This window comes from Micromonospora sp. WMMD737, assembly GCF_049179055.1.
GTDB classification, from domain to species: domain Bacteria; phylum Actinomycetota; class Actinomycetes; order Mycobacteriales; family Micromonosporaceae; genus Micromonospora; species Micromonospora reichwaldensis.
This window is the reverse complement of record NZ_JBMHMH010000001.1, coordinates 2,749,905-2,773,932: the sequence shown is the minus strand read 5'-3', so window position 1 is coordinate 2,773,932 and position 24,028 is coordinate 2,749,905. Positions and strand designations below refer to the sequence as shown.

The following is a 24,028-nucleotide window of genomic DNA, read 5'->3' as shown; positions in this document are numbered from 1 at the left end:
GCGGTGGGCGGACGGTGCGGCGGTGCCGGCCGGAGGGGCGAACGCTCAGCGGGTGGCCTCGGTCAGGGCGGCCCGCACCCTGGCGGCGTCGGCCGGCGCCTCGCGCTCCCAGTCCGCCGGGTCGGCCGAGTAGATGGTCCCGTAGGCGGGGGTGTCCGGCTGGTAGCGCCAGCTCTCGGCGAGGATGCCGGCGTCCACGGCGTCGTAGCCGATCCGGTCGAGGAAGGCGGTGGCCTCCGCCTTCGCGCCCGCGTCGTCGCCGGCGATGGGCAGCGCGCTGCGGTCGTCGGCGCCGGTCGGCCGGGCCAGCGCCTGCAGGTGCTTGAAGAAGATGTTGTTGAACACCTTGACCACCCGCGACTGCGGCAGGTGCCGCTGGAGCAGTTCGCTGCTGGTCGTGGAGCCCGAGTCGAGCTCGGGGAACCGGCCGTCCCGCTCCGGGTAGTAGTTGTTGGTGTCCAGCACGAGCTTGCCGGCCAGCGGCTCGACCGGCACGTCCCGGTACGCCTTCAGCGGGATGGTGACGACCACCAGGTCGCCGGCCTCCGCGGCCTCGCTGGCCGTGGCCGCCCGGGCGCGCGGGCCCAGCTCCTCGACGAGATCCTTCAAGGTCTCCGGGCCGCGCGAGTTGCTCAGCACCACGTCGTAGCCGGCGGCCACCGCCAGCCGCGCCACCGTGCCGCCGATGTGTCCACTGCCGATCAGTCCCACAGTTGTCATGTCGGTCCCCAACCTCGTTCGCGGCGACGGTATTCCCCACCGGTGTGGTCGACAATTCCGTCTCGTGTCTGGTGTTCGGCGGGCCGGCCGGCGGGGGCGGCCCGCGCGGCGTCGGACCGGGCGCGTCCCCGCCGCGCGCAGTGGCGGTGACGGCCTGCGCCGCCCGCCCAACGTACTGCCGGCCAGGGGGCCGGGGACCGGCTTCGGGACAACGCCCGTCGGGCGGCCCGCAACGCCGTCACGGCGGGAACGATGTCGGCCCCGGCGGCTAGCCTGCCTCCACTTGCGAACACGGAACGGGGAGTGCGATGGGCACGTGGGCGGCGGGACCGTTCGACAACGACGCGGCGGCGGACTGGTGCGCCGACCTCGACGAGGCGACGCCGGAGCGGCGGCCCCGGCTGGTCGAGCTGGCGCTGCGCGAGGCGGTGCGGGAGGGCGACTTCCTGGACTCGTGGCCCGGCGCCAAGGCGGTCGCGGCGTCGGCGGTGGTCGCCGCGCACCTTCCCGGCGGCCCGCCGGTCGACTCGGCGTACGCGCCGGACTTCCTCACCGCCGGCGGGCGTCTGACGCTCACCGCGGAGCTGCCGGCGCTGGCCCTGCGGGCGCTGGACCGGGTGCTCGCCGACGGGTCCGAGCTGGCCGAGCTCTGGGAGGAGGCCGGGGAGCTCGACGAGTTCGCCGCCGCGCTCGCCCCGATCCGGGCCGCGCTGGCCGATCCGACCGGGGCCGCCGTCGTCGGGGGTTGAGGCGCGAGGATCACAGCCTGCGGGGCTCGGGCGGGGTGCGCCCGCTCCGGCCGCCCGGATCGCCGTCGCGCCGGACCGCCACCACCACCCGCTCGACGCGTTCGCCGGTCGTCGGGTCGGTCCAGACGAGCACCACCGGCCCGGCCGCCGCGAAGAGCTCCCGGGCGAAGGGCGGCAGGTCCTCGGGCGACATCCGGATGTAGGACGTCGCGCCCTCGAACCGACCGCGCAGGTGCTCCAGCGTGAAGCGGTGCCGCCCCGGGCCGTCGAGGTGCGCGGGAGCCGGCGGGAGGTGCCGCAGGCGGCCGTGGTCGCGCAGCACGTCGTCGGGCACGGCGGCGTCGAGCACCACCCGACCGGCGTCGAGCGGACGCTGGATGCTGACGTGGTGCTCGGGCGGGACCTGGCCCGGGGTGAGTGCCGGCTGCACCGCGAAGAACATCCCGCCCCCTCCACTCGGACCAGGTGTCGCCGATCGTAGTCCGTTCGGCACACAGCGGCACGGCCGAGGCGGGTGTCGTCAGGGCGCTGGGGGCAGCACCTTCTCGATCGCGGCGCGCAGGTCGGCCGAGCCGGGCTCGACGGTGGGCGCGAACCGGGCCGCCACCGTGCCGTCCGGGGCGACGAGGAACTTCTCGAAGTTCCACCGCACGTCGCCGGCGTGGCCCTCCGCGTCGGCCGTGCCGACCAGCGCCGCGTAGAGCGGGTGGCGGCCGGGGCCGTTCACGTCGACCTTCTCGGTGAGCGGGAAGGTCACCCCGTAGTTGACCTGGCAGAAGTCGCTGATCTCGGCCGGGCTGCCCGGCTCCTGGCCGGCGAACTGGTTGCAGGGCACGCCGAGCACCACGAGGCCGCGGTTGGCGTACTCGTCGTGCAGCGCCTGGAGGCCCGCGTACTGCGGGGTGAGGCCGCAGCGCGAGGCGACGTTGACCACCAGCAGGGCGCGTCCGCGGTGCCGCGCGAGGTCGGCCGGACCTCCGGCCAGGGCGTCGATCCGGGTGTCGAAGACGGTCATGGGTCGAGGCTACGCGGCGTCGCCGGGCCGTCGCCCGGGGGAGCGGCCGGGGGGCTGGTCGCGCTCCCAAGGTAAATCGATACATCGACATCTTGACGAATGGATGACGGCGTGAGTAGCGTCTCACCATCAATCTGGAAAGTTTCCTAACTGTTTAGGGAGACGCCGCATGAAGAGATCGCTCCGCCGGGCCCTCTGGGTCGGCGCCGTGATGGCGGTCACCGCCGCCACGGTCCCGATGGCCAGTGCGTTCGGCGCCGGCAGCGTGACCGCCGGCTTCGCCAAGGCGCAGGACTGGGGGACCGGTCACGAGACGCGGGTGACCGTCACCAACGGGACGAGCGCCCCGGTGAGCACTTGGCGCATCGAGTTCGACCTGCCGTCGGGCACCAGCATCAGCAGTTCCTGGGACGCCGACGTCACGCGCACCGGCGACCACTACGTCGCCGTCAAGAAGAGCTGGGCCGGCCCGATCGCGGCGGGTGCCTCGTTCAGCTGGGGCTACAACGGCACCGGCGCGTACAAGGCGCCGCTGAACTGCACGATCAACGGCGCGCCGTGTGGCGGCGGCACCCCGCCCCCCACCACCGCGCCGCCGACCACCACCCCGCCGACCACGGCGCCGCCCACCACCCCGCCCCCGACCACGCCTCCGCCGACCACCACCCCGCCGGGCCCGGGCGGCAAGAAGGTCGTCGGCTACTTCGCGCAGTGGGGCGTCTACGCCCGCAACTACCACGTGAAGAACATCCACACGAGTGGCTCGGCCGCCAAGCTGACCCACATCCTGTACGCCTTCGGCAACACCACCGGCGGCCGCTGCACCATCGGTGACAGCTACGCCGACTACGAGAAGGCCTACACTGCGGCGGACAGCGTCGACGGCGTCGCCGACACCTGGGACCAGCCGCTGCGCGGCAGCTTCAACCAGCTGCGCAAGCTCAAGAAGATGTACCCGAACCTGAAGGTGATCTGGTCCTTCGGCGGTTGGACCTGGTCGGGCGGCTTCACCCAGGCCGCGCAGAACCCGGCCGCGTTCGCCGAGAGCTGCCACAACCTGGTCGAGGACCCGCGCTGGGCGGACGTCTTCGACGGCATCGACGTCGACTGGGAGTACCCGAACGCCTGCGGGCTCACCTGCGACAGCAGCGGCCCGAACGCCTTCAAGAACGTGGTCAGCGCGCTGCGGTCGAAGTTCGGCTCGTCCGCGCTGGTCACCGCCGCGATCACGGCGGACGGCAGCAACGGCGGCAAGATCGACGCCACCGACTACGCCGGCGCCGCGACGCACCTCAACTGGATCATGCCGATGACGTACGACTACTTCGGCGCCTTCAACGCGCAGGGCCCCACCGCCCCGCACTCCCCGCTCACCTCGTACGCCGGCATCCCGCAGCAGGGCTTCTGGTCGGACGCGGCGATCCAGAAGCTCAAGAGCAAGGGCATCCCGTCGGACAAGCTGCTGCTCGGCATCGGCTTCTACGGCCGGGGCTGGACCGGGGTGACCCAGGCCGCCCCGGGTGGCACCGCCACCGGCCCCGCCCCGGGCACCTACGAGCAGGGCATCGAGGACTACAAGGTCCTCAAGAACACCTGCCCGGCCACGGGCACGGTCGCCGGCACGGCGTACGCCAAGTGCGGCAGCAACTGGTACAGCTACGACACCCCCTCCACGATCAACGGCAAGATGACGTACGCGAAGAACCAGGGCCTCGGTGGCGCCTTCTTCTGGGAGCTCTCCGGTGACACCGGCAACGGCGAGCTGATCGGCGCCATCAAGGGCGGTCTCGGCTAGCCGAGCGCCGACGCACCACCCAAACGGCGGGGAGGGACCGCGCACCGGTCCCTCCCCGCCCGCTGTGCCCGGGTCGACGCGGGGGGAGCGTCCCGCGTCGACCCGGTGGCGTCCGGGCACGGGCGCGACGCGTGCCGGTGGCCGGGCGGTTCGGGCGCGGCGGCGTCGGGGCACGTGCGTCGATGTGACAGACTCGCCGCTCAACGGGCTCGATGTCCACGGCGACGGAGGTGGCGATGCGCGCGACGCGCGGGAGGCTCGCGGCGGGCGCCGTGCTGCTCGGGACCCTTCCCCTCGTCCTGCTCGGCTGCGGTATCGGCGAGGAGGAGGATCCGGCGACCAAGCCCGGGCGGGCCCCGGCCGAGGAGGCCACCACGAAGTCGCGGGAGCGGGTGCAGGCCTACCTCGACGCGATGACCGCCAAGGACGTCGCGGCCGGGCGCAGCCAGCTCTGCGCCGCCCTCCAGGAGAGCTTCGACGCCGCCGCGACCGGCCCCAACGGCGACTTCGCCGACCACTTCACGGTGCCGCAGGCCGAGATCACCGACATCCGCTCCGGTCCCCGGGGCCAGGAGGTGAGCACGTCGATCTCGGTCGCCGCCGGCTCCCGCACGCTCACCCGGCCGCTGCTGTTCACGGTCACCCGCGACGGCGCCGACTGGTGCATCGCCGCCGAGGCGCCTGGTGGCAACACCCCGGCCCCCGCCGCCACCCCCTGACCGGCCTCCCGGGTGAGCCCGCTCTCACCTGCCGGAACCATCCCCCTCGCCGGTCGGTCGCCGGGCCGCTCGCCGTACGCTTTCTCTCATGCGCCATGAGTGGCATCAGCTGAGCCATCCCGCGGTGGGCAGCCCTGGGCTGCAGACCAGCCGTCCGACCGTCGACTCCGCCGAGGACGCGGCCCTCGGCCTCGACCGCTGGCGGGAGCTGCCGCGCACACAGATTCCGCCGTGGCCGGATCCGGCGGAGGTCGCCGAGGTCTGCAAGGTGCTCGACACGGTGCCCTCGGTGGTGGCGCCCTACGAGGTCGACCAGCTCCGCCAGCGACTGGCGCTGGTGTGCGAGGGCAAGGCGTTCCTGCTCCAGGGCGGCGACTGCGCGGAGACCTTCGCCGACAACACCGAGAGCCACCTGCTGGCCAACGCCCGCACCCTGCTCCAGATGGCGATCGTGCTCACCTACGGCGCCTCGCTGCCGGTGGTCAAGGTGGCCCGGGTCGCCGGGCAGTACACCAAGCCCCGGTCGCTGCCGACCGACGCGCGCGGGCTGCCCGCCTACCGCGGCGACATGATCAACTCGCTGGAGGCGACGCCGGAGGCCCGGGCCGCCGACCCGCAGCGCATGATCCGGGCGTACGCGAACTCGGCCGCCGCGATGAACATGCTCCGCGCGTACCTGGCCGGCGGGCTGGCCGACCTGCACGCCGTGCACGACTGGAACAAGGGCTTCGTCAAGAACTCCCCGGCCGGCGAGCGCTACGAGGCGATCGCCCGCGAGATCGACCGGGCGCTGGCCTTCATCCGGGCCTGCGGGATGACCGACGACGAGGCGCTGCGCACCGTCACCCTCTACTGCTCGCACGAGGCCCTCGCCCTGGAGTACGACCGGGCGCTGACCCGGGTCTCCGACCGCCGGGCGTACGGGCTGTCCGGGCACTTCCTGTGGATCGGCGAGCGCACCCGGCAGATCGACGGGGCGCACATCGACTTCATCTCCCGCATCGCCAACCCGATCGGCGTGAAGCTCGGCCCGACGACGACCCCGGACGAGGCGATCGAGCTCTGCGAGAAGCTCAACCCGGAGAACGTCCCCGGCCGGCTCACCCTGATCAGCCGGATGGGCAACCACCGGGTCCGCGACGCCCTGCCGCCGATCGTGGCGAAGGTGACCGCCGCCGGCGCCAAGGTGGTCTGGCAGTGCGACCCGATGCACGGCAACACGCACGAGTCGTCCAACGGCTACAAGACCCGGCACTTCGACCGCATCGTCGACGAGGTGCTCGGCTACTTCGAGGTGCACCGGGGCCTGGAGACCCACCCGGGCGGGCTGCACGTGGAGCTGACCGGTGAGGACGTCACCGAGTGCCTCGGCGGCGCCCAGGGCATCGAGGACCTCGACCTGCCCGGCCGCTACGAGACCGCCTGCGACCCGCGACTGAACACCCAGCAGTCGCTGGAGCTGGCGTTCCTCGTGGCGGAGATGCTCCGTGGCTGACGCGAGGAGTGAGCTGGCATGACAGTGGCTGACGTTTTCGTCGATCTTCGTTCGGACACCGTGACCCGGCCCACGCCGGGGATGCGGGAGGCGATGGCCACCGCCGACGTCGGCGACGACGTCTACGGCGAGGACTCGACCGTCAACGCGCTGGAGGCCGAGGTCGCCGCGCTGTTCGGGCACGAGGCGGCGCTGTTCGCCCCGAGCGGGTCGATGGCCAACCAGATCGCCCTGCAACTGGTGGTGCCGCCGGGCGACGAGCTGCTCTGCGACGCCGACGCGCACGTGGTGACGTACGAGATCGGGGCCGCTGCGGCGCACGGCGGCATCTCCTCGCGGACCTGGTCACCGGTGGGCGCGGACATCGACCCGGACGTCGTCGCCGCGATGGTCCGTCCCGAGGGCTACCACGCGGTCCCCACCCGGGCGATCGCCGTCGAGCAGACCCACAACCGGGGCGGCGGCGGGGTGATCCCGCTGGCCACCCTGCGCGAGCTGCGCCGGATCGCCGACGACGCGGGCGTGGCCCTGCACTGCGACGGGGCCCGGATCTGGCACGCGCACGTCGCCGACGGTGTGCCGCTGGCCGGGTACGGCGCCCTCTTCGACACCCTGTCGGTCTGCCTCTCCAAGGGACTTGGCGCGCCGGTCGGCTCGCTGGTCGTCGGCAGCGCCGACAAGATCGCGCGGGCCCGGGTGATCCGCAAGCGGATGGGTGGCGGGATGCGGCAGGCCGGCATCCTGGCCGCCGCCGGTCGGTACGCGCTGGCCCACCACGTCGACCGGCTCGCCGCCGACCACGCGAAGGCGGCCCGGCTGGCCGAGGCGATCGCCCCGTTCGGGGTGCTGGCCACGACCGTCCGGACCAACCTGGTGCCACTGGACCTGACCAAGGCACCGCTGGACGCACACGCCCTGGCCGCCGCCGCCCGCGCCGAGGGCGTCCTGGTCTCGGTGCTCGGCCCCCGCACCGCCCGCCTGGTCACCCACCTGGACGTCGACGACGCCGGCATCGACCGCGCCGTCGAGGTCCTCACCCGCGTCCTGCGGGGCTGACCGCCCTGCCGGACCCGCGTCAGGGGTGCAGGCGCCTGAGGGTGGCGATGTCGGCGGCGTGGCCGACGTGCTTCTCCGTCGGCGTCTCCACCACGACCGGGACGCCGGCGGTGGCCGGATGCGCCATCAGTTCGGCGAACGCCGGCTCGCCGATGGTGCCCTTGCCGATGTTCTCGTGCCGGTCCCGGGTGGAACCGCAGAGGTCCTTCGAGTCGTTCGCGTGCACCAGCCGTAGCCGGTCGGCCCCGACCGTCGCCACGAGCGTGTCCAGCGTCGCGGTCATGCCGCCCTCGGCGGCCAGGTCGTGCCCCGCCGCCCACGCGTGGCACGTGTCGAAGCAGACCCCGAGCCAGGGGTGCCGTTCCACGGCGTCGAGGTAGGGCCCGAGCTGCTCCACGCGGGAGGCGAGCGAGCGACCGCCGCCCGCGCTCGGCTCGACCAGCAGCCGCGGGCCGTCCGCTGCCGCCGCCTCGTCGAGCAGCGGCAGCAGCGTCTCGCGTACCTGCCGCATGGCGGCCTCGGCGTACCCCTCGTCGACCGCGCTGCCGGCGTGGAAGACCACGCCCTCGGCGCCGATCGCCCGGCCCCGGCGCAGCGCGTGGGCGAGCGTCTCCGCCGAACGCTCGACCGTGTTGGCGGTGGGGGAGCCGAGGTTGACCAGCAGGGACGCGTGGATGAAGACGGGCACGCCCCGCTCGCCGCAGCCGTCGCGGAACAACGCGTCCTGGGCCGGGTCGCCGGGCGGCAGCGCCCAGCCCCGCGAGTTGGACACGTAGACCTGCACGACCCGCGAGCCGGCCGCGTCGGCGTACGGCAGGGCGGCTCTCGCCAGGCCACCGGAGGTGGGCGTGTGCGAGCCGACCAGCCGCTGCGGTGCCGGCATCGCTACATGCATCCGAGGGTGACCGGGGTGGCCGGCGGTACCTGCGTGTTCTCCGGCGGGTTCTGGAACCGGGTGATGCCGTTCGGGTTGAACTGGATCGCCACCGGGAAGCCCTGGCTCTCCAGGAGCTGCTTGGCCTGCTGGCAGGGCAGGTCGATGACCCGGGGCACGGCGACCAGCGGTGGGCCCTTGCTGAGTTCCAGCTTGACCTTCGCTCCCCGCTCCACCCCGGTGCCGTCGGCCGGGCTCTGCCCGAGGATCTCGTCCTTGGGCTTGTCGGAGTCCTTGTAGGTGGGCTCCACCAGCTCCAGGCCCAGCTGGGCGAGGATCGTCCTGGCCTCACCCAGGCTCTTGCCGACCAGGTTGGGCACGGAGATCGGGGCCTTGCCCTTGCTGAGGACGACCGTGACCTTGTCGCCCGGCTTCACCTCGGCGCCGACCTTCGGGTTGGTCTCCAGCACGACGCCCGCGGGCAGGTTGTCGTCGTAGCGGGCGGCGCCCTTCGCCACCACCAGCTTCGCGTCGAGCAGGTCCGCCTCGGCGAGCTCGAACTCCTTGCCCACCACGTCGGGCACCGGGAAACGCTCCGGCCCCAGCGAGAGGGTCAGCGTGATCGTGCCGCCCTTGACGATCCGGGTGGCCGAGGCCGGGTCCTGCGCCAGGACGGCGTCCTTCGGGACCTTCTCGTCGTAGCGCGGTTCGGCGTAGCTGAGGACGACCCCGACGCGGGCGGCCTGCGCCTCCGCCTCGGCCTTGGTCATCGCCACCAGCTGCGGGGCCTCCGTGTAGCGTCCGGCCGCCAGCCACCAGCCACCGCCGGCGACCAGCAGGACCAGCACCACCGCGGCGGCGATGACCGCCCTGCGGCCGCGCGGGTCGCCCATCACCCGGGTGCGCAGCGCGGACAGCCGCGACCACAGGCTCTCGCCCTCGTCGGGCTCGGCCCGGCGACGGCCTGCCCGGGGGGCGGCGCCCTCGGGCAGCCGGGCCCAGGCGGGCCGCTCGGCCGGCTGGACCGCCGCGACCATCATGGTCGGCCCGGCCATCGGCTCGTCGGACACCCGGCGCAACACGGCGGTACGCGTGTTCGCGTCGCCCAGGTCGTCCCGGACCGCCTGCACCTCGGCCAGCAACGCGCCGGCGTCGGTCGGCCGGGCGCCCGGATCACGCCGGGTGGCCCGGGCGACCAGTTCGTCGAGCGCCTTGGGCAGGCCGGGCACCAGGGTCGACGGCGTCGGGACGTCGTTGTCGACGTGCTGCCAGGCGACGTCGACCGGCCGGTCCCCGTCGTAGGGCACCCGACCGGTGAGCATCTCGAACAGCACGATGCCGGCGGAGTAGACATCGGTGCGGGGGTCGGCGTGCCCGTCGGTGACCAGCTCCGGGGCCACGTACGCGACCGTGGCCATCAACTGGTTGCCGTTCTCGTCGTCGGCGCTCGCCTCGACCGCCTGGGCCAGCCCGAAGTCGGCGACCTTGACGACGCTGTCGACCAGGTTGGCCGCGCCGCCGGTGGGGGCCTCGGCGACCAGCACGTTCTCCGGCTTCACATCGCGGTGCACCAGCCCCGCCCGGTGCGCGGCGGCGATCGCGGCGAGCATCTGCTCGGCGATGGCCAGCGCCTCGTCGGGGTTGAGTCGGCGCCGCTCGGCGAGCACGTCGCGCAGGGTACGACCGCGGACGTACTCCATCACGAGGTAGGGCAGGCCCGAGTGTCTGCCCTGGTCGTAGACGGCGACGACGTTGGGGTGGGTCAGCCGGGCGATGGTCTTCGCCTCGTCGGTGAACCGCTCCACGAAGCCCGCCGTCCGCGCCCCTGGTTCCGGGGCCTGGGACGGATGAATGATCTTGAGTGCGACGGTGCGCTCGAGGCGTTCGTCGGTGGCGGTGTACACGGTCGCCATGCCGCCACGGGCCACGCGACCGCGGATGCGGTAGCGCCCGTCGATCAGCGAGCCCAGCAACGTGTCGGCGACCTGTGTGTCCATCGGCAGGGAGTCTATGTGTCCAGGAGGTGAAGGTTGAACAGGATGCTACAGATGGGGTGCGACCAGGACTGCCCCGCCGCGCTCGCTTCCCCCGCCGGCCCTGCTCAGCCGGCTCGTGGGGGTGCCGTTGACCCCGACCGGGCGGGACATGGCAGGGTGGTCCGGTGACCGACTCAGTACCCGCCGACCGGGCCGTGCCCGGCCCCGAATCCGCCGGCCCCGCCGACGCCGCCGACTGGCTGACCCTGCCGGACGTGGCCGAGCGCCTCGACGTGTCGATCAGCAAGGTCCACCAGATGATCCGGGACCGGGAGCTGATCGCGGTACGCCGCGACGGCGTCCGCCGGGTACCGGCCGACCTGGTGGCCAACCAGACGGTGCTGAAGCACCTGCCCGGCGTGCTCAACCTGCTGGCCGACGGGGGCTACGACGACGAGGGCGCGCTGCGCTGGCTCTACGAGCCGGACGACACCCTGCCGGGCGGCACCCCCGCGAAGGCGCTCGCCGGCGACCAGGCCCGCGAGGTGAAGCGCCGGGCCCAGGCCCTGGGCTTCTGACCCCGCCCCCGCCCCTCGCCCCCGCGCGGGGTGGGCCGGGTCAGCGGGTCAGTCGGCGCGGCGGGTGGCGGCGATGGCCAGGTCGACCAGGGCCTGCCGGGCCTCGGTGTCCAGGTCGACGGCGGCCAGCGCCGCCAGCGCGGTGTCGGTCAGCACACCGATCCGCTGCTCCGTACGCGCCAGCGCCCCGCTGCCGTCGATCAGCTCGCGCAGCCGGGTGACCCCGGCCTCGTCCAGCCCGGGATCGCCGAGCCCGCCGAGCAGCAGTTCGCGGCCCGCCTCGTCGGTCGTCTCCAGGGCCGCCGCCACCAGGTAGGTCCGCTTGCCCTCACGTAGGTCGTCGCCGGCCGGCTTGCCGGTCTGGGCCGGATCGCCGAAGACCCCCAGCACGTCGTCGCGGAGCTGGAACGCCTCGCCCAGCGGCAGCCCGTACGCGGAGTACGCCGCCCGGACCTCCGCCGGCGCGTCGGCCAGCGCGGCGCCGAGCAGCAGGGGCCGTTCGACCGTGTACTTCGCCGACTTGTAGCGGGCGACCTTGCCGGCCCGCTCCACCGAGGTGTCCCCGGTGACCTGGGTCAGCACGTCGAGGTACTGGCCGACGGTGACCTCGGTGCGCATGGCGTCGAAGACCGGCCGGGCCCGGGCCACCGTGCGCGGGTCCAGCCCGGCGGAGTGCAGCAGGGCGTCGGACCACACCAGGGACAGGTCGCCCAGCAGGATCGCCGCCGAGTCGCCGAAGCCGTCCGCGTCGCCGCCCCAGCCGGACGCCCGGTGCCGGGCCGCGAACCGCCGGTGCACCGCCGGCTCGCCGCGCCGGGTGTCGGAGCGGTCCATCAGGTCGTCGTGGATGAGCGCGCTGGCCTGCACGAACTCCAACGCCGCCAGGGCGGTGACCACCTGGTCGGTGTCCACCCCGCCGGCTCCCCGGAACCCCCAGTAGGCGAACGCCGGGCGCAGTCGCTTGCCGCCGCCGAGGACGAACGCCTCGATCGCCTCGGCGAGCGGAGCAAGGGCGTCGTCGACCCCGGCCATCCAGGCGCGCTGGCTCGCCAGGAACTCGGTCAGGGCCTTGTCGATCCGTTGGCGCAGCCCGGCGCGGTCGACGGGGGAAACAGGAGCAGCGTGGGTCACGCCACGACGCTAGCCGGTCGGGGTGGACCCCGTCGCGGCACCGGGGGGCCGACGCGCCGCACGCCACGTGCGAGCCCGCCGGCCGACCGGCCCAGGTGGCGGCCCCGGACGGGGCAGGTACGGAGCCGCCGCGGCGGCGAGCGCCCGGTGGCGCCGGACGGCCGGCTCGTCGCCGTGCCCGGCCAGCCGCCGGCGTACCTCGGCCAGTTGGCCCACCGCACGGGGCGACCCGGCGCGGACCGCGTCGAGCAGCGCCTCGCCGGCCACCGCGCAGGCCCGCTCCACCTCGCCGAGTTGCAGGTAGCCCCGGGCCAGCCAGCCGCCGTAGATCGCGGAGGTGCGGGGGCCGCGCCGCCGGACGGCGTGCAGGGGCGCCTCGGCCGGGAGCGGCCGGCCCAGAGCGACCAGCGCGCGGCCGGTCATCGCCGCCAACTCCGGCCCGTCGAGCCAGTAGAGCCACGGCGGCTCCCGGTCCGGCTCCGGCGCGTCGGTCATCCGGCGGGCCGCGTCGAGCGCCTGCCGGGCCGCCCCCGCCCGGCCACCGAGCGCCGCGGCCAGGGCCACCCGGTGCAGCAGCAGGGCACGCAGGCCGGGGCTGGCCGAGCGCCGTGCCCCGGCGTACGCGGTGCGGGCCAGCACCAGCGCGCCCTCCGGGTCGCCGACGCCGGTGAGCAGGTGGCTGGCCGAGCCGAGCACGTGCCCGGCGAGCGACGGGTCGCCGGCCGTCGCGGCGGCGCGCAGTGCCAGCCGGTACGCGTCCAGGGCGCCGGCGGCGTCCCCCGCGTCCGCGGCGAGCCAGCCGGCGAGCTGGGCGGACTCGGCCAGCTCGGGCAGCAGCCGGGGGCGTGCGGAGGGGGCGCACCCGGACAGCGCCCGCACCGCCCGTCTGAGCCGGTACGCCCCGAGCCCGGCCAGGTCGGCCCCGCCGACGAGGTCGTCGAGCCGGCGCAGCTCCGCCAGCCGTACCGGCCCCGTGCCGTCGCCCCCGACGGCGGGCCGGGTGGGAGTGCCGGGCAGCAGCACGGCGCGCGGGTCGGCGAGCCAGCGCTGGGCCAGGGCGAGCAGCGCCGCCCGGGGCCGGGACCCGCCGAAGGCCGGCGGCGGACCGAGGCTGCGGGTGCGGGCCGCGGCGGTGGCCAGCAGGTCGGCCGGCACCGCGAGGACCACGGCGAGCCAGCCCAGCCAGAACTCGCCGGGGACGCGCAGCTGCCGCTCCCACCGGGAGACCTCGTGCCGGCTGAGGGTCGGCGCACCGGACGCGGCGCAGAGCTCGGCCGCGACGCGTAGCTGGCTCCAGCCCCGGGCCAGCCGGAGCTGGGCGAGCAGCGGCCCGAGCAGTTGCGGGCCGGGCGGCGGGGGCGGCGTCATCGGTCCTCCGGGACGGTGTCGGCGTGACGGTAGCGCGTACCCCCGAACGGGACCGTGCGCCACCGGTGGATGCTGACCCCCGCGCGTGCCCCCGGCGGGTCGGCCTTCCGGCCGGGCCCACCCCGCGCAACCCCATGACTACTCCGGGGGTACGACGCTTTCCGGCCCCGGCGGGGCCGGCGGCCGTGCGGTCCTTGTCCACCAGTGTGGGAAGGTCTCGGCCCGGAGGGCCCGGCCCGCTAGAGTCGGGGCGTGGCGCTCGGTCTTCCATCGGTCCTCCCCAATCCGCAGCCGGCGATCGGGGAGCTCATCCGTGACCGCCAGCCGACCTTCTCCTTCGAGTTCTTCCCGCCCAAGACCCCGCAGGGCGAGCGGCTGCTGTGGCAGGCGATCCGCGAGCTGGAGTCGCTGCGCCCGTCGTTCGTCTCGATCACCTACGGCGCGGGCGGGTCGACCCGCGACACCACCGTCGCGGTCACCGAGCGGATCGCCACCGAGACCACCCTGCTGCCGATGGCCCACCTGACCGCGGTCAACCACTCCGTGGCCGAGCTGCGCCACGTCATCGGCCGGCTCGCCGGGGTCGGGGTGCGCAACGTGCTCGCCGTGCGGGGCGACCCGCCGGGCGACCCGGGCGGCGACTGGGTGCGCCACCCCGAGGGCGTGCTCTACGCCGAGGACCTGGTCCGCCTGGTGCGCGACGCCGGCGACTTCAGCGTCGGGGTGGCGGCCTTCCCCTTCAAGCACCCGCGGTCACCCGACGTCGACAGCGACACCGAGCACTTCGTGCGCAAGTGCCGGGCCGGCGCCGACTTCGCGATCACCCAGATGTTCTTCGACGCCGACGACTACCTGCGGCTGCGCGACCGGGTCGCCGCCACCGGCTGCGACACCCCGATCCTGGCCGGCGTGATGCCGGTGACCCAGATCGGCACCATCGAGCGCTCCACGCAGCTCTCGGGGGCGCCCTTCCCGCCGGCCCTGGCCGAGCGGTTCGCGAAGGTCGCCGACGACCCGGAGGCGGTGCGCCGGCTCGGCGTCGAGCAGGCCAGCGAGATGTGCCGGCGGCTGCTCGACGAGGGCGTGCCGGGGATCCACTTCATCACCCTCAACCGTTCCACCGCCACCCGCGAGGTGTGGCAGAACCTCCAGGTCGACGCGCGGGTGTGACCCCGGTGCCGCGACACCTGAGCGGCGGTGCGACGGTTGTTCCGTGGTGGGCACACAGCTGAACTGGGACGAGTACGCCACGGCCTGGGCACGGCTGCACGGGGGCTTCGACCCCCGGGCGGCGGCCCCCGTCGTCCGCGCCTGGCTGCGGTTCGCCTACCACGTCGGGTTCGTGTTGGGCCGGCTGCGGGTCGGCCCGACCCCGGTCACCGTGGTCGGCGTGCTGCTCTGCGCCTGCGTGCCGCTGTTCGCCGTACGGCCGCAGGACGGCCCCTTCCTCGCGGCGCTGTTCGTGCTGCTCGCCGCGGTGGCGGACAGCGTCGACGGCGCGGTGGCGGTGGCCACGAACCGGACCACCCGGCTCGGCTACGTCTACGACTCGCTGGCCGACCGGCTCGGCGAGGTCGCCTGGCTGGCCGCGTTCTGGCTGGTCGGCGCGCCGGGGGCGCTCGTGGTGACCGCCGGCGCGCTCTCCTGGCTGCACGAGTACGTCCGCGCCCGGGCGGTCTCCGCCGGCATGCGGGAACTCGGCGCGGTGACCGTGGGGGAGCGCCCCACCCGGGTCTCGGTGGCCCTGGTGGGGCTGCTGCTGGCCGGGCTGACCGGGCTTGTCGAGCCGGACCTGGCGGCCGGCACGATCACCATGGCGACCGCCGTCTGGGTGCTGTTGGCCGGGTTCGGCCTCGGCCAGCTGCTCTCCGCCGTCCGCCGCGCCCTGATCGACGCCGGCTGACCGCGCGCCGGCCCGTCCGGACTGGCCCCTGACCGGGGGTGCCGTGGCGTGAGTAAGGGGCCGTTAACAAGGTGCCCTTCCTCACACCCGAAGGAGCTACCAGGCGGGGCCGATGTCGTCGGCGACGATCTGGGCGGAGAGGGTCACCATCGGCAGGCCACCGCCGGGGTGGCTGGAGCCGCCGACCAACCACAGCCCGTGCGCCGGGCCCCGGTTGGCCGGGCGCAGCAGGCCACCGGCGGTGCCGTAGATCGATCCGCCGGGCGCGCCGGTCGCGTCGTCCAGGTCGGCCGGGGTGCGGACCTCCCGGAACACCAGCCGGTCCCGCACGTCGACGCCGCGCTCGGCCAGCACGTCGAGGACCCGGTCGGCGTACGCCTCGGCGAGGCCGGGCCGGCGCCAGTCGACGGCACCGGTGGCGGTGCCGTGCCGGGGTGCGTTGACCAGCACGAACCACGCCTCGTGGCCGGCCGGCCGGACCACCGGATCGTCGGCCACCGTCACGAAGACGGTGGGATCCGTCGCCGGTCGGGCCCGTACGCCGCGCCCCGGGTGGCCGAAGACCGCGTCGAACTCGGCGTCGTAGTCGCCGGGGAAGAACACGTTGTGGTGGGCCAGCCCGGAGTCCCCGGTCAGGCCGAGCAGCAGCACGAAACCGGCCAGGCTGCGGTCGGTCAGCCCGGCCAGCCGGCGCGGGCTGGGCAGCAGGTCCCGGTAGAGGGTGAGCGCGTCGACGTTGGCCACCACCACGTCGGCGGGGACCGGGGCGGTGACGCCGCGCAGGCGTACGCCGTGCACCCGCCCGCCCGCGGCGTCGATCCGGGTGACCGTGGCGCCGGTCCGCACGACCACGCCGAGGTCCAGGCAGCGGGTCAGCAGCGCGTCGGCGAGCGTGCCCAGCCCGCCGCGCAGGTACCAGCCGCCGAAGGTCAGCTCGGCGTAGGGCACGGCGACCAGCGCGGCCGGCGCCCGGCGCGGGTCGGCGCCGGTGTAGGTGGCGTACCGGTCCAGCAGCATCCGCAGCCGGGGGTCGGACAGGTGCCGTCGGCCCAGCCCGCGCAGCGTCCGGCCCGGCCCGATGGCGGCCAGGTCGCCCAGCCGCCAGGCCAGCGCGGCCAGGTCCAGCGGGGAGTCGATCGGGCGGCGCAGGATGTCCCGGTGCGAGGCCTGCCACACCCGTGCGGCCCGGCGCCACAGCCGCTGCCAGTCCGCGGCGGCCCGGTCGCCGAAGGCCGCGCCGATCCGGGCGGCGAACTCGGCGGGGTCCGCGCACGAGTCGAGGGCCGGGCCGCCGCCGGGGAAGACGTGCCGCACGATCGGGTCCACCGGCGCCAGGTCCAGGTACTCGTCGAGCTTCGCGCCGGTCGCCTCGAACAGGTCGTGGAAGACGTCGGGCAGGGTGAGCAGGCTCGGCCCGGTGTCGAAGTGGAACGCGCCCGCCGGCGTGTCGCGGACGTACCGGCCGAGCTTGCCACCGACGGTGCCCGCGCGTTCGAGCACGGTGACCTGGTGCCCGGTGGCGGCCAGCCGGGCGGCGGTGGCCAGCCCTCCCACCCCGGCGCCGACGACCACGATCCGCGCCATGCCGCGCCTCCCTAGGTGACGGGGCGGCCGCGCCAGGACAGGCGACGCCGCTTCCGCAGATGGTACGACCGTAGGGTCAGCCAACCGAGGACCACGACCGACACGGGGTGTGCCAGCGCGTCGGGCCACCACCGGCCCCCGGTCGCCCGGGCGCTGACCGCCCGCCCGGTGACCCCGAGCAGGTAGGCGGCGAGCGCGGCGGCGGCCACCGTCGGCGCGCCGGCGGCCAGGGCGACGACCGCCAGCAGCGGGGGAGCGGTGTAGAGCAGGAGCAGCATGGCCACCACGGCGGCCGCCGCGCCCGGGTTGCCGAAGGTCGCCCAGAGCGACTTCGAGTAGCCGTCGCGCAGCTGCGGCCAGTCCTCGTACATCCGGCAGGCGGCCAGCCGCGAGCCGTCGGCGAGGGCGATCCGGCCGCCGGCCCGCTTGACCGCGCGGGCCAGCTCGACGTCCTCCAGGATCTGCCCGGCCACCACGGCGTGCCCGCCGGCGGCCTCGTAGCCGGCCCGGTCCACCACCAGGAACTGCCCGCCGGCGGCGGCCAGCGACGGCCGCCGCGAGCGCTCCATCGCCCGCAGCGGCAGGAAGGTGAGCCACAGCCACTGCAACAGCGGCTGGACCAGCCGGTCGGCCACCGTCGCCACCAGGATCCGGGGGTACGGCGACAGCAGCGTCACCCGCGCGGCGCGCAGCTCGGTGACGGCCGCCGCGACCGCGTCCGGGGCGAGCACCACGTCGGCGTCGACGAAGACCAGCGCGGTCGCCGCGGGGTCGGCCCGGGTGGCCAGCTGCCAGCAGGCGTGCGGCTTGCCCAGCCAGCCCGGCGGTGGGGCGACCCCGTCGAGCAGGGTGACCCGGGGGTCGACGCCCGCCACCGCGCGGACCACGTCCGCGGTGCCGTCGGTCGACCCGTCGTCGAGCACCACCACGCGCAGCCGCGGCACGCCCCGCTGGGCGAGCAGCGCGCGCAGGCACGGGGCGACCCGCGCGGCCTCGTCGCGCAGCGGCAGCAGCACCGCCACCGGCTCGGTGACCGGCGCCGGCCGCTCGGCCGGGCGGCGCAGCCAGCGGCCGGCGTTGAGCAGGGTGTGCGCGGTCAGCGCGGCCACGCCGAGCAGCAGCGCGAGGACGGCGGTCATGCCGTCGCGTCGACGCCGGGGCGCTGCGGCTGGCGGGGCCGGTGCCGGTCGTCGCGGCGGGAGCGGACCAGCGCGACCGCCAGCGGCACGGCGGCCACCGACATGCCGACCGCGCCCCAGAGCGCCGAGGCGGGCAGGTCGAGGAAGACCGCGTGGGCCAGCACGCTGGAGAAGTACGTCCACAGCCAGAGCGCGAACATCGGGCCGTCCCGCCCGTCGGTGGTGGCCACGGCGGGCCCGGCCAGCGGGCGCAGCGCGCTCATCATCAGCACGGCGAAGAGCAGCCAGCCCAGGTAGTTGCTCACCGGGATGCCGGGCAGGCCGGGCAGCGCGGGGGTGGCGTCCCGCCAGACCCAGTAGCCCTCGGCCACCATCTGTGGGTCGAGGAAGAGGTCCCAGGCGGCCAGCCCGACGGCGGCCAGCGCGATCCGCCGGACGGGGAACCGCCCGCCCCGGCGCCCCGGCCCGTCTCCGGCGCTCGGCCCGTCTCCGGCGCTCGGCCTGGCACCGGCGCTCGGCCTGGCACCGGCGTCGCCGCCGGTCAGCCGGGTGGCGGCCAGCCAGGCCGGCCAGGCCATCCAGGTCCAGGCCAACGGGATGATCAGCGGCACCCCGGCCAGCTTCGGCCCCAGCTCGCCGGAGTAGTCGTAGCTGCCGAACGGGAAGCCGGTGGCCACGCCGAGCGCCTCGATGGCGAACCCGCCGACCGTGGCCACCGCGACCAGCGCCGCCGCCGTACGCGGCCCCCGGCTGAGCAGCGCGTGGCCGACCGAGAGCAGGTAGCCGAGCACGACGGTGGCGACGGTCAGCCGGGCCCGGGTCTCCCCGGTGGTCAGCGGGTAGCAGATCTGCGCCAGCACCAGCACGGCCAGCAGCGCCCAGGACAGCCGTCGGGTCATGGCACGGGCCGGCCGGGCGGGGCGGGTGTCGGGGGCTCCAGCGGCAGGTCCCGGCCGAGCACGCCGAACGGGCGCTCGTCGCCGGGGAAGTGGAAGTCGCGCAGGACGTCGGCGAAGCCGAACCGGCGGTACAGCCGCCAGGCCCGAGACCGCTGCTCGTCGGCCTCGGGGGTGGAGAGCAGCGTGGTCGTCCCCTCCGCCAGGCTGAGCAGGGCCCGCAGCTGCCGCGCGCCCAGGCCGTGCCCCTGCGCGGGCGGGCGGACGTGCAGCTCCACCACCTCGAAGCAGTGGGTCAGCCAGCGCTGCCGGGTCGGGGCGTCCAGTGCCCGCCAGACCTGGTCGTGCCACCACTGCCCGGAGCCGCCCAGGTAGCCGTAGCCGAAGCCGGCCAGGTGGCCCTCGCTGGTCAGGCTGGCCACGGCGCGGAAGCCGGGCCGGCGTACGTGGGTGGCGATGTAGCCGCGTCGGGACTCCAGCAGCTCAGGGCGGTAGCCCATCGCCTCGCCGTAGACGGCCACCACGTCGTCCAGCCGTCGGACGAGATCGTCCGGCGTCCACCGCACCAACCTCATGCCCGTACACCCTCCGCCGCTCCCGGGTCGCCGTCCGCGACCCATCCCAGCACCGCCCGGTCACCCACCACGTCGCGCACCTCGAACCGCGCGAAGAGTTCCTCCGCGTACCACCCCTCGGTGGGGGTCCGCATGATCGCCGCCCGGTGCTCCGGGTGACGGTACGCGAACGCCACGAGGTCCGCCGGGTCGCGCCACACGCTCACCGTGCCCTGCCAGCCCAGCGGGGCCTCGCCGACGCCGAAGCGGGCCAGCAGGCCGGGCGCGGCGTGCAGCGCGGCGGCCACCGGTGGGATCGCCCGCCAGAAGGTGGCCGCCCGACGGGGCCGCAGCCGGGCCCGGGTCAGCGCCAGCACCGGGCCGGTGACCCGGCCGCCGGGCGGCTCCCCGAACGGCCGGCGCCCCGACCACTCGCCCCGGCTGCTCAGTGGGCGCAGGTCGACCCGGACGGACGCGCGGGCGATCCGTGCCCAGGCGCGACCCACCGGCGAGCCGTCGAAGCCGGCCGCGGCGGCGGGGGAGTCCCACACGGTCAGCGCCGCCCACCGGGTGAGGTCGGCGTCGCCCGGCCCGAAGCCGGTGCCGGTCCCGGTGCCGAGCAGCTTGCCGAACCGCACGCCGGGCACGGCCCGCAGCCGGCGGGGGTCGAACGCCATCCGGGTCAACGCCCGGGGCAGCGCGGCGCGGGAGGTGCGCCACACGTGCAGGGTGACCAGCTCCGGGACGTCGGCCCCCACGCTCCGCTCGCTCACGCCACCGCCTCGCTCCGCTCCACGGCGGCGCGAGGCGCCACGCTGCTGAGCCCCATGGTTCGCTCGCTCCGCTCGCTCACGCCACCGCCTCGCTCCGCTCCACGGCGGCGCGAGGCGCCACGCTGCTGAGCCCCATGGTTCGCTCGCTCCGCTCGCTCACGCCACCGCCTCGCTCCGCTCCACGGCGGCGCGAGGCGCCACGCTGCTGAGCCCCATGGTTCGCTCGCTCCGCTCGCTCACGCCACCCCGGTCGGGACGCCGCCGGTGACCCGCAGCAGCTCCGGGTACGTGGTGGGGAAGACCGCCTGCGGCACGCCACCGGCCGCCCAGATCTCGTCGTACGACTCCAGGGCGGTGTCCACCAGGGTGCGCAACGGGCGCGGGTGGCCGACCGGGGCGACCCCGCCGATCACCTGCCCGGTGTGCGCACGGACGAACTCCGGGGTGGCCCGGCGCAGCCGGCCGACCCCGATGGACGCGGCCAGGCCGGCGGTGTCCACCCGGTGCGCGCCGGAGGTGAGCACCAGCAGCGGCGCGCCGTCCGCCTCGAAGACGAGCGAGTTGGCGATCTGGCCGACCGCGACGCCGAGCGACTCGGCGGCGGCAGCGGCGGTGTGGACCGCGTCGGGCAGCAGGCGGACGAGGCTCGGCGCGCCGGACCCGTCCCGGGCGCCCGCGGCGTCGAGCACGTCCTGCACCGCCCGCACGTTCGGGTGTGGCTGCATGTCGACCATTCTTCCCGGTACGCCGGTCGGCGGCTCAGCCGGCCGCGCCGGGCTCCGGCCGGGCGGGGCGGGGCGCCGTCCGGCCGGCTCCGGGCGGGACGGTGGCGGCGTCCGGGGCGGGCGGCACGGTGCCCTGGGTGGGCGGCCCTGTGTCCGGGGCGGGCGGCACGGTGTCCGGGGTGGGCGGCCCTGTGTCCGGGGCGGGCGGCGCGGTGGCCCGGGCCGGGGCGACCCGGGCCGTCTCGGCCAGCGCGACGCCCACCAGCACCAGGAGCCCGCCGGTGAGCTGGGCGGTGTTGAGCGCCTCACCGGGGCCGATCACGACCCAGGCGACCGCCGAGGCGAGCACCGGCTCGGCCATGCCGACGATTCCGACGCTGGTCGCGGGGAGGTGCCGCATCGCCCCGGCCACCAGCAGGTACGGCGCGATCGAGCCGAGCACCACCGTGTACGCGCAGAGCAGCGCCACGGGCACGCCCCCCTCGGTGTCGGCGGCCAGCGGCTCCCAGCCGCCGGTGCCCACGGTGACCGCGCGGGTGAGCAGGCCCGCCACGGCGGAGGCGCCGAACGCCCAGGTGCACAGCGACAACGTGTCCCGGCGCGCCGTTCCGTGCGCGCCGAGCACGTAGTAGGCGGCGAGGAAGACCGCGGCCCCGAGACCGGCGAGCACGCCGAGGCCGTCCAGCTTCAGCTCGCCCCACACCTCGGCCACGCAGCCGAGGCCGACCAGGCTCAACGCCAGACCGGCCCAGAGCCGCGGGCGCACCCGGTGGCGCTGACCGAACCGGGCCCAGAGGGCGACCAGCAGCGGGGCGGTGTACTCGAACAGCAGCCCGATCCCGACCGGCAGCCGGGAGATGGCGACGAAGTAGAGCATCGGTACGGCGAAGAACCCGGCCAGCCCGTACCCGATCAGCAGCGGCAGCTGGCCGGGGGTGGCCCGCAGCCGGCGGGCCCCCGGACGCAGCAGCACGCTCAGCACCAGCAGCCCGGTGACGGCGCCGACGGCGCGCAGCAGGGTGAGCTGCGGGGCGTCCAGGCCGGCGCGGAGCACCAGCTTGGAGACGGTGCCGTTGACGGCGAAGAGACCGGCCGAGGCGAGCACCATGGCGACCCCGAGGACGGGGCGGGGGGTGGTCACGGGCGGAGGCTACCGCTGCGGTCCTCTCCGCCGCCGACCGCGGTGGCGTACGCCCGGAGCCGGCACCTGCGTACGTCGTCCGAGGTCCGCGCGTCACACGTTGCATTTTCGTCGGAGGGAGGGTGTACTGTCAGCAGCAGTTAGAACGAGTGTTCGATTGCCTCGAACGCCCGTTCCAACCATCCGGGGCGGTGTTTCGCGGCGCGGCTCCGGGCGGTGCGGCTCCGCGGGCCGCACCTGGGTCCCGGGCAGTCGCGAGTCCGGGCCCGTCAGGCAGGAGCGTCGCCCGCCGCCCACGACCCCCGGGCGGCGGGCGACGAACCCGCCGGTAACGCCGGCCGGGTGTGGTGTGGGGAAGCGTCCACACCCGGCCGGCCACCCCACCGGTGCGTCTTCCTCCGCACCACTCGACCCGGCGTCCCGCCGGCGGCCCAGGGCCGTCTCCGGGGCGTCGCCTCGGCCACGTGGAGGAGACAGTCCCATGCCGACCAACCCGGCTCAGGCACCGACGGTGCCGGCGCACGTGCTGCCGCACCGCACCCCCGCCCAGCTTCTCGCGGTGGCCCGGCGCGGGCTGGCCGAGGCCGCCCAGACCCGTCCCGACGGCCTCCGCTACGCCGCTGCCCACCTGGCCGCGCTCCGCGCGGCCGCGGCCGTGCTCGCCGCCCGGGCGCGTCCCGCCCCCACCCGACGCCACCGGGTGACCAGCGTCTGGATCCTGCTCTCCGGTGTCGCCCCCGAGCTCGACGAGTGGGCCCGGTTCTTCGCCCTCGGCGCCGGCAAGCGGGCCGCCGCCGAGGCCGGCATCCCACGGGTCGTGACCGCCCGGGAGGCCGACGACCTGCTGCGCTCCGCCGAGCAGTTCGTCACGGTCGTGGAGGCCGCGCTCGGCGTTGCCCACCAACCGGCACTCGACGGCCTCGCGGCCTGACCCGGGCACCCGGCCAGCCGGCGACGACCGGGGGCCCGGCGCGGCACGCGCACGTCTGATCCGACAGCACGACGGGGGGTAGGTCCGATGGCGGGCCGGATGGTGGTCGGTTCCGCCGCACTGGCCGGTCTGGTGCGCCCGGCGAGCGCGCCGGACCCGGCGACCGGTCGCCGGCTGTTGCCGGTGGCCCCCGAGCTGACCGGGCTGCTGCCCAACCGGGGATTGCGACGGGGCAGCACGATCGCGGTCGCCACCGGCCAGCCCCGGCGCAGCGGCGGCACCTCGCTGGTCCTGGCGTTGCTCGCCGAGGCGTCCCGGGCCGGCTCGTGGTGCGCCGTGGTCGGGGTCCCGACGTTCGGGGTGGGCGCCGCCGCCGAGCTGGGCATCGCCCTGGACCGGCTCGCCCTGGTGCCCCACCCGGGCCCGGAGTGGGCCACCGTCATCGCCGCGCTGATCGACGGGGTGGACGTCGTGGTCGCCGCCGTGCCGGCGACAGTCTCCGCCTCGGTCGCCAACCGGCTGGCCGCCCGGGCCCGGCAGCGCGGCAGCGTCCTCGTCCCGTACGGGCGGTGGGACGGCGCGGACGTGACGCTCCAGGTGGTCCGGGGCGCCTGGGAAGGGCTCGGGCAGGGACGGGGCCGGCTGCGTCGCCGCGAGGTCACCGTCTCCGCGCGGGGCCGCGGGGCCGCCGCCCGTCCCAAGGAGATCAAGGTCTGGCTGCCCGGGGACGGGCTCACCCGGGTCATTCCCCGCTCCGCTCCCGCCGCCGCCGTCTCCGCCACCGGCCGGTCGACCGCCGGCCGGCTCCACCAGGTCGGCCCGGCCGCCGCCTCCGCGCCCACCGCCCCGTCCCGTCGCGCCGCGCTCACCCTGGTCGGTCCGACGTGACCGCGGTGCTCACCCTGG

The 24,028-nt window shown here is 75.6% G+C and carries 24 protein-coding genes; 10 read left to right on the top strand and 14 right to left on the bottom strand.

Annotation, left to right across the window (positions count from 1 at the left end; translation table 11 throughout):
* Positions 1–45: 45 nt before the first annotated feature.
* Positions 46–891, bottom strand: coding sequence for an NADPH-dependent F420 reductase (locus ACN27A_RS11140; RefSeq protein ID WP_421452213.1), 846 nt, complete (start codon positions 889–891; stop codon positions 46–48).
* A 137-nt stretch (positions 892–1,028) separates the two neighbouring features.
* On the opposite strand from ACN27A_RS11140, the gene ACN27A_RS11135 reads away from it, so the two are divergent.
* Positions 1,029–1,469, top strand: a complete 441-nt coding sequence (locus ACN27A_RS11135) for a DUF4259 domain-containing protein (protein WP_421452211.1) — start codon at positions 1,029–1,031, stop codon at positions 1,467–1,469.
* Between the two features lie 10 nt (positions 1,470–1,479).
* Here ACN27A_RS11135 and ACN27A_RS11130 read toward each other — a convergent pair whose 3' ends face one another.
* Both ACN27A_RS11130 and ACN27A_RS11125 read right to left on the bottom strand, forming a co-directional pair.
* Positions 1,480–1,911, bottom strand: a complete 432-nt coding sequence (locus ACN27A_RS11130; protein ID WP_421452208.1) for a hypothetical protein — start codon at positions 1,909–1,911, stop codon at positions 1,480–1,482.
* A 78-nt stretch (positions 1,912–1,989) separates the two neighbouring features.
* The gene (locus tag ACN27A_RS11125) at positions 1,990–2,484 is read right to left on the bottom strand and encodes a glutathione peroxidase (RefSeq protein ID WP_421452205.1); all 495 of its coding nucleotides are present in this window, start codon (positions 2,482–2,484) and stop codon (positions 1,990–1,992) included.
* 169 nt (positions 2,485–2,653) lie between these two features.
* Between ACN27A_RS11125 and ACN27A_RS11120 the strand changes: the two genes are divergently transcribed.
* From ACN27A_RS11120 to ACN27A_RS11105, 4 genes are all read left to right on the top strand, one after another.
* Entirely contained in the window at positions 2,654–4,279 is a 1,626-nt protein-coding gene (locus tag ACN27A_RS11120; RefSeq protein ID WP_421452204.1) for a glycosyl hydrolase family 18 protein, read from the top strand.
* 236 nt (positions 4,280–4,515) lie between these two features.
* Positions 4,516–4,998 (top strand): hypothetical protein, encoded by a 483-nt coding sequence (locus tag ACN27A_RS11115; protein WP_327029149.1) that lies wholly within the window; start codon positions 4,516–4,518, stop codon positions 4,996–4,998.
* 88 nt (positions 4,999–5,086) lie between these two features.
* Positions 5,087–6,493, top strand: a complete 1,407-nt coding sequence (locus ACN27A_RS11110; RefSeq protein ID WP_311411588.1) for a class II 3-deoxy-7-phosphoheptulonate synthase — start codon at positions 5,087–5,089, stop codon at positions 6,491–6,493.
* A gap of 18 nt (positions 6,494–6,511) precedes the next feature.
* Positions 6,512–7,549: a threonine aldolase family protein gene (locus ACN27A_RS11105; RefSeq protein WP_421452200.1), complete on the top strand. Its 1,038-nt coding sequence runs from the start codon at positions 6,512–6,514 to the stop codon at positions 7,547–7,549.
* Between the two features lie 19 nt (positions 7,550–7,568).
* Here the strand turns inward: ACN27A_RS11105 and ACN27A_RS11100 are convergent, their stop codons facing one another.
* Both ACN27A_RS11100 and pknB read right to left on the bottom strand, forming a co-directional pair.
* Positions 7,569–8,432, bottom strand: coding sequence for a deoxyribonuclease IV (locus tag ACN27A_RS11100; protein ID WP_132236227.1), 864 nt, complete (start codon positions 8,430–8,432; stop codon positions 7,569–7,571).
* Between the two features lie 2 nt (positions 8,433–8,434).
* Positions 8,435–10,420, bottom strand: coding sequence for a Stk1 family PASTA domain-containing Ser/Thr kinase (pknB, locus tag ACN27A_RS11095; RefSeq protein WP_421452197.1), 1,986 nt, complete (start codon positions 10,418–10,420; stop codon positions 8,435–8,437).
* 164 nt (positions 10,421–10,584) lie between these two features.
* Between pknB and ACN27A_RS11090 the strand changes: the two genes are divergently transcribed.
* The gene (locus tag ACN27A_RS11090) at positions 10,585–10,977 is read left to right on the top strand and encodes an Rv2175c family DNA-binding protein (RefSeq protein ID WP_421452194.1); all 393 of its coding nucleotides are present in this window, start codon (positions 10,585–10,587) and stop codon (positions 10,975–10,977) included.
* A 48-nt stretch (positions 10,978–11,025) separates the two neighbouring features.
* On the opposite strand, the gene ACN27A_RS11085 is transcribed toward ACN27A_RS11090, so the two are convergent.
* Both ACN27A_RS11085 and ACN27A_RS11080 read right to left on the bottom strand, forming a co-directional pair.
* Complete coding sequence (locus ACN27A_RS11085) at positions 11,026–12,108, bottom strand: polyprenyl synthetase family protein (RefSeq protein WP_132236233.1); 1,083 nt, start codon at positions 12,106–12,108, stop codon at positions 11,026–11,028.
* A gap of 9 nt (positions 12,109–12,117) precedes the next feature.
* The gene (locus ACN27A_RS11080; protein WP_421452191.1) at positions 12,118–13,476 is read right to left on the bottom strand and encodes a transcriptional regulator; all 1,359 of its coding nucleotides are present in this window, start codon (positions 13,474–13,476) and stop codon (positions 12,118–12,120) included.
* A 252-nt stretch (positions 13,477–13,728) separates the two neighbouring features.
* Between ACN27A_RS11080 and metF the strand changes: the two genes are divergently transcribed.
* Positions 13,729–14,646 carry a methylenetetrahydrofolate reductase [NAD(P)H] gene (gene metF, locus ACN27A_RS11075; RefSeq protein ID WP_421452188.1) on the top strand — a complete coding sequence of 306 codons (918 nt, stop codon included), beginning with the start codon at positions 13,729–13,731 and terminating at the stop codon, positions 14,644–14,646.
* Positions 14,647–14,689: 43 nt separating this feature from the next.
* The gene (locus ACN27A_RS11070) at positions 14,690–15,379 is read left to right on the top strand and encodes a CDP-alcohol phosphatidyltransferase family protein (RefSeq protein WP_421452185.1); all 690 of its coding nucleotides are present in this window, start codon (positions 14,690–14,692) and stop codon (positions 15,377–15,379) included.
* Positions 15,380–15,475: 96 nt separating this feature from the next.
* On the opposite strand, the gene ACN27A_RS11065 is transcribed toward ACN27A_RS11070, so the two are convergent.
* The 7 genes from ACN27A_RS11065 to ACN27A_RS11035 form a co-directional block, all read right to left on the bottom strand.
* Positions 15,476–16,963, bottom strand: coding sequence for a phytoene desaturase family protein (locus ACN27A_RS11065; RefSeq protein WP_421452183.1), 1,488 nt, complete (start codon positions 16,961–16,963; stop codon positions 15,476–15,478).
* Between the two features lie 11 nt (positions 16,964–16,974).
* The gene (locus ACN27A_RS11060) at positions 16,975–18,102 is read right to left on the bottom strand and encodes a glycosyltransferase (RefSeq protein WP_421452180.1); all 1,128 of its coding nucleotides are present in this window, start codon (positions 18,100–18,102) and stop codon (positions 16,975–16,977) included.
* The gene (locus ACN27A_RS11055; RefSeq protein ID WP_421452173.1) at positions 18,099–19,001 is read right to left on the bottom strand and encodes a carotenoid biosynthesis protein; all 903 of its coding nucleotides are present in this window, start codon (positions 18,999–19,001) and stop codon (positions 18,099–18,101) included. Before ACN27A_RS11055 ends, ACN27A_RS11060 begins: the two co-directional genes overlap by 4 nt.
* Positions 18,998–19,573, bottom strand: a complete 576-nt coding sequence (locus tag ACN27A_RS11050) for a GNAT family N-acetyltransferase (RefSeq protein WP_421452171.1) — start codon at positions 19,571–19,573, stop codon at positions 18,998–19,000. Before ACN27A_RS11050 ends, ACN27A_RS11055 begins: the two co-directional genes overlap by 4 nt.
* A complete protein-coding gene (locus ACN27A_RS11045; RefSeq protein ID WP_421452168.1) occupies positions 19,570–20,325 on the bottom strand; it encodes a monooxygenase in 756 nt (251 codons plus the stop codon). Before ACN27A_RS11045 ends, ACN27A_RS11050 begins: the two co-directional genes overlap by 4 nt.
* Positions 20,326–20,561: 236 nt before the next feature.
* The gene (locus tag ACN27A_RS11040) at positions 20,562–21,050 is read right to left on the bottom strand and encodes a YbaK/EbsC family protein (RefSeq protein ID WP_311411600.1); all 489 of its coding nucleotides are present in this window, start codon (positions 21,048–21,050) and stop codon (positions 20,562–20,564) included.
* Between the two features lie 34 nt (positions 21,051–21,084).
* Positions 21,085–22,191 carry an EamA family transporter gene (locus ACN27A_RS11035; protein WP_421452165.1) on the bottom strand — a complete coding sequence of 369 codons (1,107 nt, stop codon included), beginning with the start codon at positions 22,189–22,191 and terminating at the stop codon, positions 21,085–21,087.
* Between the two features lie 481 nt (positions 22,192–22,672).
* Here ACN27A_RS11035 and ACN27A_RS11030 point away from each other — a divergent pair, with 481 nt between their 5' ends.
* A complete protein-coding gene (locus ACN27A_RS11030) occupies positions 22,673–23,122 on the top strand; it encodes an SAV_6107 family HEPN domain-containing protein (protein WP_132236251.1) in 450 nt (149 codons plus the stop codon).
* A gap of 87 nt (positions 23,123–23,209) precedes the next feature.
* The gene (locus ACN27A_RS11025) at positions 23,210–24,010 is read left to right on the top strand and encodes a hypothetical protein (RefSeq protein ID WP_421452162.1); all 801 of its coding nucleotides are present in this window, start codon (positions 23,210–23,212) and stop codon (positions 24,008–24,010) included.
* The last annotated feature ends 18 nt before the right edge of the window (positions 24,011–24,028 follow it).